Below are 17244 nucleotides of genomic sequence, written 5' to 3'. Positions count from 1 at the left end.
TGGATCGTCCTGCCCCTGGCCTTCGTCACCGCGATCGTCATCGCCGCCGGCGTGTTCTTCACAGGGTGGGACCTGCTCGGCGCCCGGGAACTCAAGCCCGAGCGCCGCATCGACTCCAAGACACTCTTCGACCTGGCCAAGCTCTCCTTCGGCGTGGTCGCCGGGGCCGGCGCTCTGGTTGCCCTGGTCGTGGCCTACCGACACCAGCGAGTCGATGAGGACGGCGCACTGCGCGAAGCAACCCCCTGCACACCGAACGCTTCACCACCGCCGTCTCCCAACTCGGCGACGACTCCGCCACGGTCCGCCTCGGCGGCGTGCACGCCCTGGCCGGACTCGCCGACGACGCCCCCACCCGAGACTCCCGCCAGACCTGCATCGACGTCCTGTGCGCCTACCTTCCGCCTGCCCTTCCCTCCAGACCCCGGTGCCCCTCCCGACAACACCGCCACCGAAGAACAGCGCGAGGCCCACCAGGACAACTGCCCCCGGCTTCCGGCATCCGGCACCGGATCGCCCGCAAGGGAAGGGACAGCTCCCAACGGCTGGGCCGCCACCGTTGGGTCGTTGAGCGGACCGTCTCGTGGCTGACTGCCGCCGCCTCCATCGCCGCTACGAACGCAAGGCCGAACACTTTCTCGCCTTCACCAGCATCGCCTGCACCCTCATCTGCCTGCGCCGCCTCACCCGCTGATGTGCCGTTGCAACAGCCTGACTGCCAGGTCGTGGCCATAGTGAAGGGCCAGGTCCATGGGCGTCTGCCCGTCAGGCCCCGGGAGTTGCGGGTCAGCACCGAAGGCCAGGAGCACAGCGGTGGTATGCACAGTCAGTGGGCCGCCGCTATGCAGGGCGCCATCGCCTTCGGCGTCAATGGCGTGCGTCAGGAGGGTCATGTTGTCGCACACCTCGTCGGGGTCGGCTCTCTTGGCTAGCAGCTGAGCCAGGGTCTCTGCGTCCTCGTTCTCCACCGCTTGATGGGCCGGTGTCCAGGTGCTCTCCACGGCGGCATTCAACCGTCGCTGCACCAGCCCGGCCAACGCATTCCCCCGTCCCTGAGCGCCAATTGAGATGACTTGTAAGTACACCCCTCACTCGGCGGCCACCGTCGCATGCCACGCGCCCGGGCGCATGCCTGTCGCCTTCCGGAAGAACACCGAGAAGTTGGACGCGTCGGGGAAGCCGAGCGTGTTGGCACAGGCGGCCGCGGTGAGGCGGTCGTGTGCGAGGAGCCGTTTGGCTTCCAGGACGATCCGATCGACGATGTACGCCTTCGCGCTGCGACCGGTGGCCTGCTGCACCGCTCTTGTGAGGGTGCGGGGAGCGTATCCCAGTGTCCGGGCGTAGTAGCCGACGTCGTGATGTTCCCGGAAGTGCGCGTCGACGCTGGACCGGAACAGCCGGAACACCGGATTGATCGACCGTGCTTCGGCGTGGGGAGGCCGTAGCCGGGCGATGAGCGCGGAGAGCAGGATCTCGGGCAGCTCCGTCGAGATATCCCCGGGTGGGGCGGACGCTTCGAGGAGGAGATGGTCGCGCGCGGTGTCGACGAACGGCCAGTCCGCGTCGGGGATGGACCAGTGTGCGACCAGGTCCGGGGACGCGACGAGCTCCCGGGTGGCGTGGGTGACCGGCGCGGTCGGCACGAACAGCACGACGTGCCCAGCCACGCCGGCGATGTCATCCCATCGGTGCACGGCCCCAGGAGCGACCCACACCGCGGACCGCTCCTGGAGCGGGTGTCGGAGGAAGTCCACGGTGACGGATCCGTGCCCAGCATCGACGACGGCGAGGACGTGGAAGTCGGCACGCTGTGTCCCGCCGTCGTTCAGCTCGCGAAGGCGGTCGAACGTCATGGTTTCAACAGTGGCGGCACGACGCCCGACGGGCTGGTAGGTCATCTGCCGGATCACTGTCATCTGTCCAGTTTCCACCATCAGTTGACCAGTCGTGCCGATGACCCGGCACAGCGGAAGAGATTCGATGAACACACAGAACAACCGCCTCAGAACCTTGATCGAGAGAGTCATGATGAACACGACGCAGCAGCCGCAACTGCCCGCTTACGACCACCGGCTGGGGACCGGACCGACCCTGGTATTTCTGCACTACTGGGGTGGATCCGCCCGCACCTGGGACCTCGTCGTCGACCGCCTCGCTGGACGCGACATGCTAACTGTCGACTTCCGCGGGTGGAGCCGCTCGAGCAACCTGGCCGGCCCCTACACCCTCCGCCAACTCGCCGACGACACGCTCGCCGTGATCGCCGACGCGGGCGTCACCGACTACGTCCTCGTCGGACATTCCATGGGTGGCAAGATCGCACAGCTCATAGCGGCGGCCCGGCCCGCCGGGCTCCGCGGGATCATCCTCGTCGGTTCCGCTCCGGCGAAGCCCGCCGTAGAGATCACTCCCGAGTACCGGGAAGGCCTTTCCCACGCCTACGACTCCGACGAGTCCGTCGCTGGCGCACGGGATCACATCCTCACCGCGACCGAGCTGCCCGAATCGATCAAGTCGCAGATCGCGACCGACTCGCGGGCCAGCTCCGACGCCGCCCGCACTGAGTGGCCGCTGCGCGGCATCGCGGAGGACGTCTGCGAGCACACCCGCATGATCAGCGTCCCCGCCCTCGTCGTCGCCGGAGAGAACGACCATGTCGAGCCCGTCGACGTGCTCATCAACAACCTGGTGCCCTACCTCTCCGGAGCTGACTTCACGGTGATTCCGAACACGGGTCACCTGATCCCGCTGGAAGCTCCGGCCGATCTCGTCGAAGCAATCACGACCTTCGCACCAGCAGTCTGACCATCTGCACGGCCTGAAAATCGACTTCGTCCACGATCGCCCGCGGGACGCCCCGCCGCGTGACAGCGCGAGACTGAGTCCCGACCCTCCCGCGTGGATACGCACTCCGCCAGACCTGCTTGCCGCGGCTGGCCGGGGCAACAAGCAGGTCTGCGAATGCGAAGCGTCACCTGGCGCGGGAGTGGCGCACCCCTGGAACGCCTAACCCCTAGGGGGTTATATTGGGGTTATGCCAAAGATCAACGTCTACCTGCCCGACGATCTCGCCGAGGCCGTCAAGCAGTCCGGTGTACCGGTGTCGGCGGTGTGCCAACGGGCCCTGGAGCAAGCCGTACGCCGGGTGACCGCCATCCGGGAGACAGCCTTGGCTGATCTCGATGACGGACCGACCGGGGCGCTGGCGCATTTCTCCCCGAGGACGCGAGCCGTTCTCAAACTGGCAGTGGAGCGCGCACGGGACGCCGGCGCCCCACGGATGAGCACCGAACATTTGCTGGGCGCCATGCTGGAGGAGGGCACCAACCTGGCCCTCCACGTGCTTCGCGCCATGGAGGTCGAGCCGGAGCAAGTCGCACGCGACCTATCCCGCCGCCAGTCCGAAGTACAGGCAACGGCCCCACCGGACAGTGATCCTCGCCAGCTCGACGGGCCCGCGGCCAACGCTCTGGAGCTGGCGGTCACCGAGGCGACTGCCCTCGGTCACAACTACATCGGGTGCGAACACCTGCTGCTCGGTCTAGCCGACGAACCCGACGGAGTCGCCGGACAGGTACTGCGAGCGCTAGGAGCCGATCCCAAGCCCGTGCGTCGCGCCATCACCGCCGCGCTGGCGGGCTACGTCCACCTGCGAGCCGAAAGCGGGCAGGGGCAGCAGACTGCGGCGTCCGCGCCGGAACTTGCCGGTGTCCTCCGCGCTGAACTCGAACCGCTGACTCGGCGTATCGCACGGCTGGAGGAGCACCTCGGCCTGGCCCTCGAAGGCTGACCGCCATGGTCGACTGCGATCACAAGTCGCCCGACCAATCGTGGCGCTCCCGCCCCCGTCTCCTTGCTGTCTGGCAGCGGCTCCTGCCGGCCGTCTTCATCCTCCTCATGTTGGGATTTCTGTGGTGAACCCTGCACTGAACGCCCTCAACAACGCTGTCTCGAACCCCATTGCTGCCCTGGCCGCCGATCCGCAGGAGGCGGCGGAACGGTTGGCGGCGTTGCCGTCGGTGGCGGGCGTGCAGGTCGCCGGCGTCGTCGACGGCTCGATGGACGTCGGCGCGGCGGGCGTGGCCGACGCGGAGACCGGCGAGCCGGTGACCGCCGACACCGGGTTCCGGATCGGCTCGATCACCAAACTGCTCACGGCCCACCTGGTGATGCGCTGCGTCCTCGATGGCCGCCTCAGCCTGGACGACCCCCTGACCCGGTTCGTCCCCGGCCCCTGGGACGGCGTCCTCGTGCGTCACCTGCTGTCCCACTCCACCGGGTTGGACGCCGGCGACATCTTCGTCGACACCGGGAACGACGACGATGCCATCGCGTGCTACACCGAGATGCTGCGGGACGTGGGCTCACTGTTCTCGCCTGGCGCGACGTTCTCCTACTGCAACGGTGGCGTCATCCTCGCCGGCCGACTCGTCGAGGTTGTGCTGGGCCGGACGTGGCGGGAGGCGCTGCGCGAGAAGGTGCTCGACACGGTGGGCATGCGCGAGACGCGTTTCGTCACCGGTGTGGACGCCGGACATGATCTGAGCACTGCCCGCGGTCATGCGGTCCACGGCGGCGAACTGGCCGCGCTGCCCCGGCGGATCGACAACCCGATGTGCACGCGCGGCCTCGACCCGGCCGGCGGCACCCTGGTGTCCACCGCAGCCGACCTCGGCCGTTTCACCCTGGCGCACCTGCGCACGCCCGGCACGGACGTCATGCGAACGGTGCATGCGCCAGCCCCGGGAGGCGTGGCCACCATGCGCGGGGCCGGGCTCGGCTGGATGATCTGGGCCAACGCCGCCCAGTCCAGCGTGCGCGTCGGCGGCGCCAACCCCGGCCAGTCCGGCCTGATCGCCGCCGACCCCACCACCCAGACCGCCGTTGTCGTGCTCACCAACTCCGATCAGGGGATCAACGCCGTCAACGCACTGCTTGACGCACCAGGGCCGGTGTCCGGTCCCAAGCCCCAGCCCGCGCCGGCCGACCTGTCCCGCTACGCCGGCCGATACGTCTCGCACGCCGTCATCGTCGAGATCACCACAGCCGGCGACGGCCTGCTCGCCCGCGCTGACGGATATCCCGACATTCCGCTCACCCCGCGCGACCGCCAGACTTTCGACTCGCCAGGCGGGCCGGTGACGTTCCTCGACTCCCGCAACCACGGCACCCCTGACAGCTTGCGCTTCCGGATGCGCGTGATGAACAGGGACGACACTGCAGGACCCCGGTGATGGAACAGGGTCCGCGCTTGGCCGACCGGCACGCGGCTCCGGCAGGACAACCGTGATACGCCCTTCCGTCGGTTACCTGACGCGCTGTTGAGACGGGCAAGCGGCCCGTTCAGGCCGCTTGCCCGAAGGTGGTAGCGGCTTGGTCCCCGTCGCGGAGCGGGGTGAAGTCCACGTCCAGCTTCGTCTCGTACGCCTCGGGCCGAATGCCGAGCTCGTGCGTGGAGTACTCGCCGACGCCTTGGTGACGGCGCCGAGCCCGCAGGCCTGCACCAGCAGGGCCCTGGCCATCGCCAGGGCCGCCGGGGAGACCTTGCCGTCCAGCCGCTGGGCGACCTCGTCCACGGGTGCCTCGTCGTCCAGGCCGTCCAGGGCGTGGCGGACCTCGGCGGTCATGGCCGCGGCCTTGGCGATGGCCTCCTGGGCTGGGCCACCGTCGTCGATGTTCTTGAGCACCGTGCGGTAGTTCCCGATCAGGGACTCGACGATCTCCCGCTCGGCGAGCCGGATCGCCTCCAGTTCCTCCTTGGCCTTCTTGATCTTCGTCGCGACGCGTTTGGTGAACATCGTCGCCAGGTCGTCGCGGACCCGCATCCTCGCCTTGTGCGTCAGGCACGCGATCAGCGCGATCTGTTTGATGGGCGCGTAGTCCCGCAGCTCCGAGGCGTCCGCTGCGTCCGCCTCCCCGGCGAAGTCGGTGATCTTTCCCGTGGCGACCGACCCCATCCACACCGACGTGTCGCCGAGCCCGTCCAGCCAGTCCAGGCGCTTGGCCAGGTTCTTGAAGTGCGACCAGGACAGCCGCAGCAGCTCCGCCCGCTGCGCTGGGGTCATCCGGTCGTGTATGCCCTCGCGGATCGAGGCGTTCACCTCGGTGCGGATCTTCGAGGCCATCTTGTCGAAGGTGGAGAACCCGGGCAGCTCCAACCCGGCCTCCACGACCTTCTCCAACGCGATGTTGATCAGATCCGCCGGCCGGTACTTCGCTGCGGCCTCCCTGCGGATCGACCGCTCGACGATCCTGCGGGCCTCGCCCTGGTTGTACTTCACACCGACCTTCTTGCGGACCAGGCCCCGGTGGTGCTTGGCGGTCCGCTCCGCCCGATACAGCGGCAGCGTGCCCTCCGGCAGCTCAACCTGCCGCCGTACGAACTCCACCACCTGCTCCGGAACGTCCTCCAGCGCGGGGAAACAGCCCAACGTCCCAGATCAGGGTCATGTAGATCTCATCCTGGCGGTCCGTCTGGTGGTAGGCGCGCAGCGCGACGTCGGCCCGGACGATGCCGGGCGGGAGGCCGCGGTCGGTCAGGGCCTGCTCGACGGCCTGGACGTAGGGCCAGTGTGGCAGCCCATGCGACCAGACCCGGTGCCAGCCGGGCGGGTCCAGCAGCACGGGCTTCTTCACCTCCCAGGGTGAGGATGGGAGGACTTCACGAAGCGCGCCGGAAGGCGGCGGCCGGGCCGATGACGTCCGGTCCGTACTTGTCGGGGGACGCGGTCGACGGCGGCTTCGGCCACGAGCCGGGCTTCACGGGCGTCATCGAGGCTGATCTGCTGGGCGACCTGGCCGGCGTCGAGGAGGTCCTCGCCCCTGAGCGTGATCCCAGTCAGGCGGCCGCGCTGGAGACCGGCGGCGTCCATCAGCTGGTAGTCAACGGCGCGCAGGTCGTCGTCGTGTGCGGAGGGTTCGCCCAGGCGGCGGGTCTTCTCCCACCGGCTGCCGCCGGCGCACCTCGATTTCCGGTGGTGCTGGTTCTCCGCGTATGTAGCCACCGCTGGACTCGGACGTCAGTCACGTCAACGGGCGTCCCTCCGCATCCTCCGGACGTGTCGCCGGGGCCGGTAGCGTCGGTGGCTCGGTGTGCCGGGCGAGGTGGCGTTGCAGGTCGATGTGGCGGAACTGGTAGACGGGTCCGACCTGCCGCAGGACGCCCCGCCTCTGGTGGGCGTCGGCGAGGAAGGCCATCAGGTGGCGTGGCAGGGCCCCTCGGTTCCGGGCAGCCAGGTACAGGCGGCTGAGGGTGAAGTCGCCCCAGGCGGTGCGGTGCAGGGCGGCGGTGAGCCCGAGGACCAGTCCGCTCCAGAAACCGTAGCCGCAGCCGAGCAGGGCCACGTCGCTCAGTTCCACATACCAGCCGTTCACGTCGGCGTCCACGTACGCCACCAGGACGCCCAGCATGAGTCCGGCCAGAAGACCGATGAGAACGCCGGTGCGCAGAAATCTCCAGAAGACCTTGCGGTCCTGACGGAACAGGACCGCAGGGCTCGTCGCGGAGCCGAGATCGGCTAGCGCGGCGTTCCACGCGGTGGTCAGCCAGCAGACAAGACCACCCACGGCTCCCCAGCCGACGCCGGCCACCCGGTCGAGGACCAAGTCGAACACTGTGCCCACGAGGAGTGCGGCTCCTACTCCGAGGAGCAGGGAGTTGCGGTTCCAGGACCAGCGGCCCCGGACTGCCGGAGTGTGGCCTCCCCTCAGCCGGAACGCGTAGCTGAGCAGCCACCCCAGGACCAGGTAGGCGGCGCAGGCCAGGAGATAGGGCCGCGGCAGCGAGGACCAACCGCCGCCCCAACCCAGAAACACGAGTAGCACCTGCGGGCCTTCGTAGAAGTCCATCAGCAGCTCCCCCGGACGGTCGGGCACGGAGGACGAGAACAGCAACTCATCGAACCCGAAGGTCAGTAGCGTCAGTAGGGCCATCACCGCGCCTAGGACCGCGCTCGACAGCAGCCGTCGTGTGGTCTCGGGCACCGCCAGTCGCAGCTGCCACCAGGCAAGGTCGGCTCCGCCGTGCAAGTCGTCCTCCAAGTGCCTGGCCAGGAAGGTGAGCGTCTGCTGGGCCTGGCGGATCGTCCACCGCACCTGATGGCCGGGAAGGGGGCGGTAGGCGGCGGGGATGAAGCCGTAGAAGAGCCGGGCGCGGACGGCTGCGGCGGTCGGAAAGCGGGTGGTGTCGCATAGTTCGGCAGGGTCGGGCAACGCCGCGGGACGTTCACCGGGGCGCGGGTTATAGATCGTGCGGGCCAGGAACAGCGTCAGGGGCGTCTGCAGCGCATGACCGACGGGGGTGTCGGTGGGTAGAAGCTCGAGCACGGGCCGCCACCGCTCGGCGGAAGGGGTCCCCTCTCCGCCGGCGTCGCGGCGCAGATAGGCGGCCGCCTCCTCAGGAGCCACGGCATCGAGTTCGATGCCTGCTGCCCCGGTGAGGCGCACGGGCACGCCTGCGTTGGCGGGCGGATCGACGGCGTCCCGGTACTCGGCGGTGCGGCTGGTCAGGACGAGGGGGGTTCCCGCAGGCAGGGTGCGGTTTATGGCGTCCAGGGCCACAGCCCGGGTGTGCGCTGGAAGTTCGTCCAAACCGTCGAGGAGGGGAATGATCAGGTGCTGGTCCAGCAGGGCGCGGGCGCGCGACGTGACCTGCCCGCGTCCGCTTGCGGCCGGAGCTGGTGCGGCAAGGCCCGGGTAGTCGGTGGCGAGACGTTCGGCCAGCCATGCGTCGAGTTCCCGGCGGTCCGGGTCCCAGGAGGCCAGGGGGAAGATGACCGGGACCGGTGAGCCCGCCTCGCGCGACTGGAGCAGGCCCAGCAGGAGGCGTACGAGCAGCATCGTCTTGCCCGCGCCCGGCTCACCGAGGATCAGCAGGCGTCTGCCCGGTACGCGGGCGGTGAAGACCTCGACGATCTCGCCGTCGCTGCCGGCCAGGCCCTCGGGGCCGCCGGCCCAGGCGGGCGGCAGTGCGGCCCCGTCGGCGGGTGCCCCGATGGACGTACGCACGAGAATGTCCCAACGTTCCACCAGGTCGGCGTGGGCAGACCGCCAAGGGACCGCCAGTGCGTACGGTTCATCCAGACGCCGGACTCTAGCCTCAGCCTGCCACTGGGTGCGCACCGCTAACGCCAGTTCGTCGGTCATGGCCGTCAGGCCGAGGCTGTCGGCGTGTTCGCGCCGGTCGGCCCGGTAGCCGAGCCACGAAATGTACAGCGACGCCACACCGACGACGAGGCCCACGGCGGTGCCGACGACCCCCAACAGGTCTTCTGCGCTCGCTCCGCCGCCCCGGTGAGCCGACTTCGCGAAGATCAGTCCAACGGCAGCGACAGCTCCCGCAACCAGGGCCCATGCTCTGTGGTGTCCGCGCCTGCTGTTGCCGCCGTTGCCACGTGGGTCCCCCGTTCGCATGAGCATGAGGATGCCTTATCGCACCGCAGGGCGACAGGACGAAGCCAGACGAGTGGACACCGGACGTACGGACGTCTCACCGCGGTGTTAGTTCTCATCGACATTCCGCGGCGACATGATCGGCAAGTGCTGCCCAAACTCCGAGTTTCGACAGCACCGGGCCGGCTGGGGGCATTCCCTCTTGGCCCAAAGACTTGGCGCCAGTGAGAGCCCGCAGCCAGGCAGGCGCGCCGTGCTGGGCTACGTGTGGACCTGCCACCACCGGTCTGCCTCAGTGCGAGCCACTTCGGCGTCGTACTGGCTGGCGTCAAAATGGAACTCCGGCGGCGGGGAGGCGGGGGCGGGCAGAACTTGCCAGTCCGACCACTGCACGATGTCCCCGAACCGTTGCACGACGACGGACAGGAAACCGCAGCAACCGCCGGTGCATTCCGGTTCCCCCAGTTCCAGACGGCGTGCCTCGCTGGTCGCCCGCAAGAGGCTGGGCCGGCCAGCAGGTAGCACGTCTGCCGCGAACGGCCCACGGCCGCCCTCGTAGACCGCCCCTTCGATCACGTCCTCGCCGTTGATCCAGAACCGCAACTGGGCAGCGAACCGGGGTCCCGGCGGCAACACCCGGATCTCCAAATGATCGAACATCAGACCACCCTATGGGGCGCGCGGAAGTCGGCGCGTGGCCCGGCCGACACCTACCTCTACCCGGCCCACAGAGCGACGACGAGATGCCTCCCGTTCTCGTGAACATCGACCCCGGCCCGGATCGGGCGCCTCCCGAAGTCGTGCACATCTGCCGTCGGAACTCGGTTCTCGCACAGATCTTGGGGAGCGGTCGCGGAGGGTTACCGCGGTGTTCGATTGGGAGGGTCCGGGTCCGTGTGCGACCGCGTACGCCTCGCCGCCTGACAGGCGGGAGTGACGCTTCGTCAGGTCTGCGACTGTTTGTGTCGTGGCTGGCTATGGCCGGTGAGGTGCTGGACATGCAGGCCGACGAATCGTTCTGGGACTCTCTCGTGTTCGACGGGATCGACGACGTGGACGTTGAGGCGGTGACCGCCGCCTTCGGCACGGTCGACGTGATGGCGAGAGGCCGGGCGGCTGGCGCGGCATGTCCGGACTGCGGCCGCTTCTCGAACCGAGTGCACGACTCCTACGTGGGCAGACTGAAGGATCTGCCGCTTGGTGGACAGAGCGTCGTGATCCGGCTGACGGTCCGGCGTTTCCTCTGCGGTGCGGGCGACTGCCCGCGTCGTACGTTCGCCGAGCCGTTCGGGCACTGACCGCACCGTACGCGCGTTTCACCACGCGGCTCAATCACGTCTTGGAGCGTGTCGGGCTCGCGCTCGCCGGACGGGCAGGTGCCCGGCTGGCTGACCAACTGGGCCTGGGCGCAGGGCGGATGACCTTGCTGCGCAGGGCCATGGCATTGCCGGACCCGCAATCGGGCACGTCGCGCGTGCTGGGCGTGGACGACTTCGCCATCCGCCGGGGCCAGACCTATTCCACTGTCTTGACCTGCGGAGAAACCCATCATGTGGTTGATGTGTTGCCGACACGCGACGCCGGGCCGCTGGCCGCGTGGCTGACCACCCACCCAGGCGTGGAGATCATCTGCCGGGACCGGGCAGGTGCCTACGCTGACGGAGCCCGGCTCGGAGCCCCCGACGCGGTCCAGGTCGCGGACCGGTTCCACTTGTGGCAGGGCCTCGGTCGGGCCGTGGAGACCTGCGTCGCCGCCCACCGCGAGTGCCTGCGCGCACCGGCACCGCCCAGGCCGCCGAACGCCGGCACGACGCTGGACGACTCAGGGCTTGCCAGCCCGGAGCCTGCCGGCCGCCGGGCTCAGCGCAAGAAGGCCGCACACGCCTTGGTCCACGAACTGCTCGCACAGGGCCACTCTCGCCGGGCGATCGCCCGGCATCTGGGCTGGGGACTCAACACCGTGCTGCGATACGCACGCGCCACGCACTGGCAGGACACCCTGCGCGAGAACCGGCCCCGGCCCAGCAGACTGGATCCCTACAAGCCTTACCTGGAGCGGCGGTTCGCTGCAGGATGCACGAGCGTCACCCGCCTCCATCGCGAACTCCTCGCCGAGGACGCTCCCGTCACCTACCAGATGGTCCGCGCCTACATCGCCACCCTGCGCGCCACCCCACCGCAGGCGCCGCCTCCGCCACCAAGGGTGCGGCAGGTGACCAGCTGGCTCACCCGTCATCCCGCAACCCTGAGCGAGAAAGAGCGCACGGCTTTGAAGAACGTCCTGGCCCGCTGCCCCGAACTGGACACCGCCGCCGAACACGTCCGCGACTTCCGCGAGATACTCACCAACCGCCTTGGCCCCACGCTCCCCGCATGGATCGACGCCGTCGACGCCAGCCAACTGCCCGGCCTGACCAACTTCGCACTCCACCTGCTCCGCGACCTCGACGCCGTGACAGCCGGACTCACCCTGCACTGGAGCTCCGGCGGCACCGAAGGCGCCGTGAACCGCATCAAGAAGATCAAAAGGCAACTCTACGGACGAGCCGGATTCGAACTACTCCGCAAGATGATCCTCCTTCAGTGAACCCTTATCGGTAACCGGATCGTGACGATTCGTGATCTTCGTTCAGATGGTGCGGCCGTGTTCGAGCTGGAGCAGGACGAGGGCGGCACGGGCCCATACTCTGAGTCCCGCGGCACTATCTGGGAGAGTCATGACAAGTAGGTTCACTGAGTTGACCGTTGACTGCCACGATCCGGAGAGACTCGCGGCCTTCTGGTGCGAGGTCCTGGACTTCAAGGTGATCGACCGGAGCGAGGGCAAGGTCGAGATCGGCTCCTGGGTGCCGACTGTTGAGGATGTTCGGGCCCGCCAGATGTCGCCCACCCTGCTGTTCATTCAGGTGCCCGAGGGCAAGATCGTGAAGAACCGGCTTCACCTCGACGTCAGCCCGATCGACGGCAGCACCGAGGACGAGGTAACCAGATTGCTCAGCCTCGGCGCCACCAAGACGGATGTGGGCCAAGGCTCAGACCGAAACTGGGTGGTCATGGCAGACCCGGAGGGCAACGAGTTCTGCGTCCTTCGCACCCTGGCACCGCAGAACTAGGCCGCGAGCGGGCATCCCCTCGTCACTCACCGCAACCGTCACGTTGCCGACAAGACCTCAGTAACCCTCCGCGACCGCTCCCCAAGATCTGTGCCAGAACCCCGTTCTCGTGAACAGAGCCAGCGATGAATCCGTCGGACAGGTTGGGCTGATACTGCATGCGTTTGAGGCGTGTGCGGGCCAGCCCGGCGAGTTCGTCGATGTTGCACGGGGCGCGGACGCCGCCCGCATCCGCAGCGAGAAGGGCATCCGCTGGGGCGGACGCCCACTCACCGCCGCAGCCTGACCAAGCGATCGAGCCGAGAGCGTCAGACCCTCACACCACGCGCGATTCGGTACAGCACGTTCGGACGCAGTGGCCCTTCGGGCGCGGTGGGGTCGTCGAAATCGTCAGCCGGGTCGCGGGTCATGCCGATCCGGCGCATCACTGCTTGAGACCGGAGGTTGGTAGCAGTCGTCACTGCAAGGATCTCGGGGAGTTCAAGCGTTTCGAAGCCGAAGGCCAGACCAGCCAGGGCGGCCTCGGTGGCGTAACCCTGGCCCCAGGCCGAGCGAGCGAGCCTCCAACCGATCTCAACCCCCGTGAACGGCATGCCATCATCGACTGGGTCCAAGCCCGCGAAGCCGATGAACTCGCCCGTGGCCTGCAATTGGACTGCCCACCATCCGTAGCCTCGCTGGTCGAACTCGGCCTGGAACTGCGCCACGGAGGCATCGCTCTGTTCACGGGTGAGCAGGTCGCCCAAGTGCTCCCGAACCTCGGGATCAGCATTCATCGCCGCCCACGGTTCAAGGTCGGAGTCTTGCCATCGACGGAGCACGAGGCGATCGGTACGCAGTTCAGCCATGCTGCCCAGCCAACGTGAGCGCTGTCCCCAAGGCAATCCATTTTCTTCGGGACTGCTACCGCCGCTCAAAAGGAGAATGCACGGCTGGCTCCAAGACTGACGAAGCGACCACCGCCCCGCGAACCTTCCCGGCCAGAGCACTAGGTGTGCTGTTCGGAGAGGTTGGTGACGCGGCTGGAGATTTCCGAGCCTGACGTGCGTTCAGGCGGGGTCGGCGAGCAGGGCGATCACGGCGTTGAGGACCATTCCAATGCCGATTCCCCCGACGGTCCAGCCGAGCGCCTTGGCGCTGTTGCGGGTGAACCAGTCGTTGATCCGCTGCAGCACTGGCTCGGCGCGGTCGTGCGCGGCGATCCGGACGACGCCGAGGAGGACCGCCGGGAGGATCATGACGACGCAATAGCCGGCCAGCGCCCCGCCAATGACCTGCCAGGTCAGATCGGCGTTCGCGAGTAAGCCCACGGCCGCGAGGTAGGGCACCATGGTGACGATCTCCAGCGCCGTGGCCACCAACGCGAGGCTCATCAGGCCCCGCACGCCCCCCCGCGTGTCCCGGCCGTCCAGACCTTCGCTGTCCGGCACGGCACCCGACATCGCCGCCGCCCGCCAGCGCTGCAGTCGGCCCGGTCTGCCCGCCCGGCGGCGGGCGCGTGCCTCCAGCCGGTAGCTCAAGGCGATGACGATGAACCCGAGGATGAGCTGCCCGCTCCGCAGGTGCGTCGGGGCAACGTCGGCGAAGGCCGCCCGGACGGCCTCCAGCACCGCATCGGCCCCCAGCACCAGGAGGACGCCAACGCAGAAGTAGAACGTCGCAACCGTAGCCAGGTAGACGGCGATCCGGCCGGCGCGCACCCGGCCCGGGGTGAGCAACAGCCAGATCGGTATCAGCAGGGTGCCGAAGCTTGTGCTGTCCAGCAGCCCCAGCCCGGCCAGCGCCAGCGCCAGCGTCGCGCTCATCAGTCGAACAGCCGGTCGACGTAGGCGTCCAACGCGGCGCTGATGCGGGACGCACCGAACCCGTCCCCGGTCGCCGCGTGGTGCAGGCACAGCCCGTCCACGAACGCGACCAGCGCCGCCGCCTCCGCCTCGGTGTCGACGCCCGCGGCGAGTTCGCCGGCCCGTTGCGCGCCGCGCAATGCCTCCTCGACGCCCCGAAGGAGCCGCACGGTAGCGTCCCGGTGAATCGCAGCCATGTCGGCGTCGGTAAGCGACGCCTGCACGAAACTGAGCCAGACCCGGAGCTCGGCGCGGCGCTCGACCGTCAGCGGCAGGAACGTCTCCATCAGCCGCACGACGAACTCACGGACCGGCGGCTCGACCGGGATGGCGGCGATGCGCTCCTCGGCGCGCCGGTAGACATACTCGATGCCGAACCTCAGCAGCTCGTCCTTTGAGCGGAAATAGCGCTGGACGAGTCCCACGGACACACCCGCCGTCCGCGCCACGTCAGCGAGAGTGGTCCGCGCCAGTCCCCGTTCGGCGACCGCGCTCATCAGCGCGGAGGCGACCTGGCCGCGTCTCGTGTCAGCGTCAGCGTGTTGCGTCATGAAAAAATAGTACCGCAATATTATTTTGTAGGGGGGCGGCATCGCGCGGAACCCGCCTCGCACTGCGTCCCGCTCATAGCCTGGTGCTGCTCGGGGCAGGACGCCGAACTGGGGGCGTAGCCCGTGCCGTCCTGCTGGCCCTCGCGCAGCATCCGCGTGTCGACGGTGTTGTCCGGAGTGATCTCGGCGGCGACCGCGTCGGCCAGGCGGCGGACGGCGTCCACGCCGTGCCGCTCGGGCCCACCGCGTGATGAGGGACTGCTGTGCCGCGGCATCCGCGGCGAGCCGCCGAAGCCTGCGTACGGGTGTCGTCGGGAGCGGACGTCTCAGACACGGCCGTCACCGCGCAGCTCCTCCCAGACGTCTTCGGGGCGGACCGTGCCTGAAGTCCCGGCAGGGCTCCACCCCAGCTCCAGGTGGCCCTCGGCCGCGCAGGCGGAGCCGGGGACGGTCAGGAGCAGCACGGCGGCACCGGCCGCAATGTGCCGCGGCTGTCTTCGATCGGATGACAGGGCGGGGAATGGGCGTTGGTGCGGTGGCCTGCCCGCGAGGCTTGGAGTATGCGAATCGCGGTGCTGGATGTGGACGGAACTCTGATCGCCGGCACGCTGGCCGGTCCGTTGCCGGCCAGGCTGGCCGAGGCGGGCCTCGTTCCCCAGGACCGGCTGGCGCGGCTGCGTCGGGCGCAGGCGGCCTTGGATGCGTAGGACCCGCAGGCGGCGGCGCGGATGCACGAGCTGTTCGCCGCGATGCTGACCGATGTGCCGTGCCGGGCGGTGTCCGCGGTGGTGGCCGATCTGTGGCAGCGGCAACGCGAGCGGCTGTTCGACTTCACCAGGCCGCTGGTTGCGGCGTTGAAGGAGGCCGGTTATGTGCCCCTGCTGATCTCGGGTGGCCCTCAGGAGATGGTGGCTCATCTCGCCGGTGAGCTGGGGGTGGCCCTGTTTCGCGGGACGCAGTGCGAGTCGGGTGACGGGCTGTTCACCGGCCGGGTCGCCTCCATGGTGGTCGACGGCAAGGACGTATTTGCCCAGGTCCTGGTGGGTGAGGCGCGCATCGACTGGCCGGGCTCGCTGGCCGTGGGCAACTCGCTGGGGGACCTCTCGTCGCTGAGCCGGGTCGGCCGGCCCGTGGCGTTTGAGCCGACGCCCGCTCTGCGGCTGCTGGCCCGCCACCGCTCATGGACCGTGTGTGACCGCACCAGCCTGCTCGCCCACCTGCGCGACCAGGCCGCCCTGCGCGTGCCGCTGCCGGCCCGAGCCCGCGAGGTGCCGTCGGATCGCCGCGCGATGCCGGCGATGCCGGTGGCCAGCGCCGTCCGGCTGTTGACCGGGCGGCTGTTGGCTCAGGTCAGTGGGCAGGGAGCCGTCGCGGGTGAGTGTCGCAGCCGGGTCACTGAGTCGGCCCTGATGCTGACCCTGCTGCGTCGGGCGAAGGCCCTGCCGGGTGTGCAGAGCCGCCTGCACGCCTACCTGTGGGACAGCCGTATGACCGCCGGCCCTTTCGACGCCGCTGTTATCGACGCCGTCCTGCGCGGCATCGCCCCTGCGGACCGGCACCGGCTCATCGAGCAGACCTTTGTCGGCGCCGCCCAGCACTCCTCCGATCGCAAGAAGCTCGCCCTGGAGGCGATCCTCGCCGTGGTGGGTCCCGAGCCCTTCCATGTGGACGCTCCCTCGCATGCGTTCGAGCACCACAACGAGGCGACGTGGACCCGTCTGCGGCAGATCGCCATCCATCACCTGCATGTGCCCGAGCCGGTCGCTCCGGAACTGACGGCGCGCCTGCTGCGGATGACCGAGCGTGGCCAGGCTCGCGGGATCATTGAAGGAAACGTCTTCGCGCACCTGTTCGCCCTGTTGTCGCTGCAGCGGACGGTGCCCGGCCATCGGGTCATCGCCGACGGCATCACGGTGCTGGCGAAGGCCGTCCGTGACGACGGCGGCATGCCTTTCATCACCAGCGAAGAGATCTTCTGCACCGCCACCGCCGGTCTCGCGCTGTCCCGGGCAGGCGCCGACCGGCAGGTCCTGCTCGCGATGGGTGACTACCTCGCAGCCCAGCAGGCCGGCAACGGCGGCTTCGCCTACGCCCAGGACGTCGTGCAAACCGACACGGACAGCACCGCCCACGTCCTGCCTTCCTGCACACGGTCGATTCCCAGCGGTACCGGGCGCCTCTTCACGCCGCCCGGCAGAGCCTGATCCTGCACCTGGGTGAGGACGGCGGAGTACCCACCTACCTGCCCGGCCAGCCCTCCGAGCCGACCATGACCGCCAACACCATCACCGCCCTGCAGCCCTGCCACTTCGCCCACCCTCACCTGCTGCAGGGCGGTGATGGTGT

Annotated in this window: 21 protein-coding genes and 1 pseudogene; 9 read left to right on the top strand and 13 right to left on the bottom strand. The window is 68.9% G+C overall.

From position 1 onward, the window contains the following. On the bottom strand, positions 1 to 204 hold a 204-nt coding region (locus tag CCL05_RS45645; protein ID WP_208641602.1), incomplete at its 3' end, for a hypothetical protein. Between the two features lie 305 nt (positions 205 to 509). On the opposite strand from CCL05_RS45645, the pseudogene CCL05_RS23735 reads away from it, so the two are divergent. Continuing rightward, positions 510 to 694, top strand: a pseudogene (locus tag CCL05_RS23735) (IS5/IS1182 family transposase); the annotation flags it as partial. Here the strand turns inward: CCL05_RS23735 and CCL05_RS23730 are convergent. Both CCL05_RS23730 and CCL05_RS23725 read right to left on the bottom strand, forming a co-directional pair. Beyond that, entirely contained in the window at positions 684 to 1001 is a 318-nt protein-coding gene (locus CCL05_RS23730; RefSeq protein ID WP_086562505.1) for an ankyrin repeat domain-containing protein, read from the bottom strand. The pseudogene CCL05_RS23735 and the gene CCL05_RS23730 overlap by 11 nt on opposite strands. A gap of 87 nt (positions 1002 to 1088) precedes the next feature. Beyond that, on the bottom strand, positions 1089 to 1916 hold the full coding sequence (locus CCL05_RS23725) for a helix-turn-helix domain-containing protein (RefSeq protein WP_107400507.1): 828 nt from the start codon (positions 1914 to 1916) through the stop codon (positions 1089 to 1091). 112 nt (positions 1917 to 2028) lie between these two features. On the opposite strand from CCL05_RS23725, the gene CCL05_RS23720 reads away from it, so the two are divergent. The 3 genes from CCL05_RS23720 to CCL05_RS23710 all read left to right on the top strand — a co-directional run bounded on the left by CCL05_RS23720 (position 2029) and on the right by CCL05_RS23710 (position 5234). Continuing rightward, a complete protein-coding gene (locus tag CCL05_RS23720) occupies positions 2029 to 2805 on the top strand; it encodes an alpha/beta fold hydrolase (protein ID WP_086562504.1) in 777 nt (258 codons plus the stop codon). A gap of 229 nt (positions 2806 to 3034) precedes the next feature. Then, positions 3035 to 3790, top strand: a complete 756-nt coding sequence (locus CCL05_RS23715) for a Clp protease N-terminal domain-containing protein (RefSeq protein WP_086562503.1) — start codon at positions 3035 to 3037, stop codon at positions 3788 to 3790. Positions 3791 to 3914: 124 nt separating this feature from the next. Further along, complete coding sequence (locus CCL05_RS23710) at positions 3915 to 5234, top strand: serine hydrolase domain-containing protein (RefSeq protein WP_143589939.1); 1320 nt, start codon at positions 3915 to 3917, stop codon at positions 5232 to 5234. Positions 5235 to 5306: 72 nt separating this feature from the next. On the opposite strand, the gene CCL05_RS23705 is transcribed toward CCL05_RS23710, so the two are convergent. The 5 genes from CCL05_RS23705 to CCL05_RS23690 all read right to left on the bottom strand — a co-directional run bounded on the left by CCL05_RS23705 (position 5307) and on the right by CCL05_RS23690 (position 10050). Further along, positions 5307 to 6389, bottom strand: a complete 1083-nt coding sequence (locus tag CCL05_RS23705) for a DUF4158 domain-containing protein (RefSeq protein ID WP_244204380.1) — start codon at positions 6387 to 6389, stop codon at positions 5307 to 5309. Next, on the bottom strand, positions 6364 to 6636 hold the full coding sequence (locus CCL05_RS44555; RefSeq protein WP_143589938.1) for a hypothetical protein: 273 nt from the start codon (positions 6634 to 6636) through the stop codon (positions 6364 to 6366). Before CCL05_RS44555 ends, CCL05_RS23705 begins: the two co-directional genes overlap by 26 nt. Further along, positions 6633 to 7004 (bottom strand): hypothetical protein, encoded by a 372-nt coding sequence (locus CCL05_RS23700; protein WP_341868280.1) that lies wholly within the window; start codon positions 7002 to 7004, stop codon positions 6633 to 6635. Before CCL05_RS23700 ends, CCL05_RS44555 begins: the two co-directional genes overlap by 4 nt. A 19-nt stretch (positions 7005 to 7023) precedes the next feature. Continuing rightward, positions 7024 to 9261: an NACHT domain-containing protein gene (locus CCL05_RS23695; protein ID WP_158102486.1), complete on the bottom strand. Its 2238-nt coding sequence runs from the start codon at positions 9259 to 9261 to the stop codon at positions 7024 to 7026. 390 nt (positions 9262 to 9651) lie between these two features. Next, on the bottom strand, positions 9652 to 10050 hold the full coding sequence (locus tag CCL05_RS23690; protein ID WP_086562499.1) for a hypothetical protein: 399 nt from the start codon (positions 10048 to 10050) through the stop codon (positions 9652 to 9654). Between the two features lie 317 nt (positions 10051 to 10367). Between CCL05_RS23690 and CCL05_RS46380 the strand changes: the two genes are divergently transcribed. The 3 genes from CCL05_RS46380 (at position 10368) to CCL05_RS23680 (ending at position 12503) form a co-directional block, all read left to right on the top strand. Then, positions 10368 to 10688 carry a transposase family protein gene (locus tag CCL05_RS46380; RefSeq protein WP_244204379.1) on the top strand — a complete coding sequence of 107 codons (321 nt, stop codon included), beginning with the start codon at positions 10368 to 10370 and terminating at the stop codon, positions 10686 to 10688. 41 nt (positions 10689 to 10729) lie between these two features. Beyond that, positions 10730 to 11977 (top strand): transposase, encoded by a 1248-nt coding sequence (locus CCL05_RS23685; protein WP_244204378.1) that lies wholly within the window; start codon positions 10730 to 10732, stop codon positions 11975 to 11977. A 130-nt stretch (positions 11978 to 12107) separates the two neighbouring features. Next, positions 12108 to 12503 carry a VOC family protein gene (locus CCL05_RS23680; protein WP_086562498.1) on the top strand — a complete coding sequence of 132 codons (396 nt, stop codon included), beginning with the start codon at positions 12108 to 12110 and terminating at the stop codon, positions 12501 to 12503. Between the two features lie 308 nt (positions 12504 to 12811). On the opposite strand, the gene CCL05_RS23675 is transcribed toward CCL05_RS23680, so the two are convergent. From CCL05_RS23675 to CCL05_RS44900, 5 genes are all read right to left on the bottom strand, one after another. Continuing rightward, on the bottom strand, positions 12812 to 13351 hold the full coding sequence (locus tag CCL05_RS23675) for a GNAT family N-acetyltransferase (RefSeq protein ID WP_086562497.1): 540 nt from the start codon (positions 13349 to 13351) through the stop codon (positions 12812 to 12814). 201 nt (positions 13352 to 13552) lie between these two features. After that, complete coding sequence (locus CCL05_RS23670) at positions 13553 to 14308, bottom strand: GAP family protein (RefSeq protein WP_086562496.1); 756 nt, start codon at positions 14306 to 14308, stop codon at positions 13553 to 13555. Then, the gene (locus CCL05_RS23665) at positions 14308 to 14898 is read right to left on the bottom strand and encodes a TetR/AcrR family transcriptional regulator (RefSeq protein WP_086562495.1); all 591 of its coding nucleotides are present in this window, start codon (positions 14896 to 14898) and stop codon (positions 14308 to 14310) included. Before CCL05_RS23665 ends, CCL05_RS23670 begins: the two co-directional genes overlap by 1 nt. A 20-nt stretch (positions 14899 to 14918) precedes the next feature. After that, entirely contained in the window at positions 14919 to 15122 is a 204-nt protein-coding gene (locus tag CCL05_RS23660) for a hypothetical protein (RefSeq protein ID WP_086562494.1), read from the bottom strand. A 102-nt stretch (positions 15123 to 15224) separates the two neighbouring features. Continuing rightward, positions 15225 to 15362, bottom strand: coding sequence for a hypothetical protein (locus tag CCL05_RS44900; protein WP_158102485.1), 138 nt, complete (start codon positions 15360 to 15362; stop codon positions 15225 to 15227). 96 nt (positions 15363 to 15458) lie between these two features. Between CCL05_RS44900 and CCL05_RS44895 the strand changes: the two genes are divergently transcribed. Beyond that, the gene (locus CCL05_RS44895; protein ID WP_158102484.1) at positions 15459 to 15605 is read left to right on the top strand and encodes a hypothetical protein; all 147 of its coding nucleotides are present in this window, start codon (positions 15459 to 15461) and stop codon (positions 15603 to 15605) included. A gap of 21 nt (positions 15606 to 15626) precedes the next feature. Beyond that, positions 15627 to 17102 (top strand): HAD family hydrolase, encoded by a 1476-nt coding sequence (locus CCL05_RS23655; protein WP_086562493.1) that lies wholly within the window; start codon positions 15627 to 15629, stop codon positions 17100 to 17102. The last annotated feature ends 142 nt before the right edge of the window (positions 17103 to 17244 follow it).

This window comes from Streptomyces africanus (assembly GCF_002150735.1).
In the GTDB taxonomy this organism is placed as follows: domain Bacteria; phylum Actinomycetota; class Actinomycetes; order Streptomycetales; family Streptomycetaceae; genus Streptomyces; species Streptomyces africanus.
This window is presented reverse-complemented; position numbering and strand designations above follow the sequence as displayed.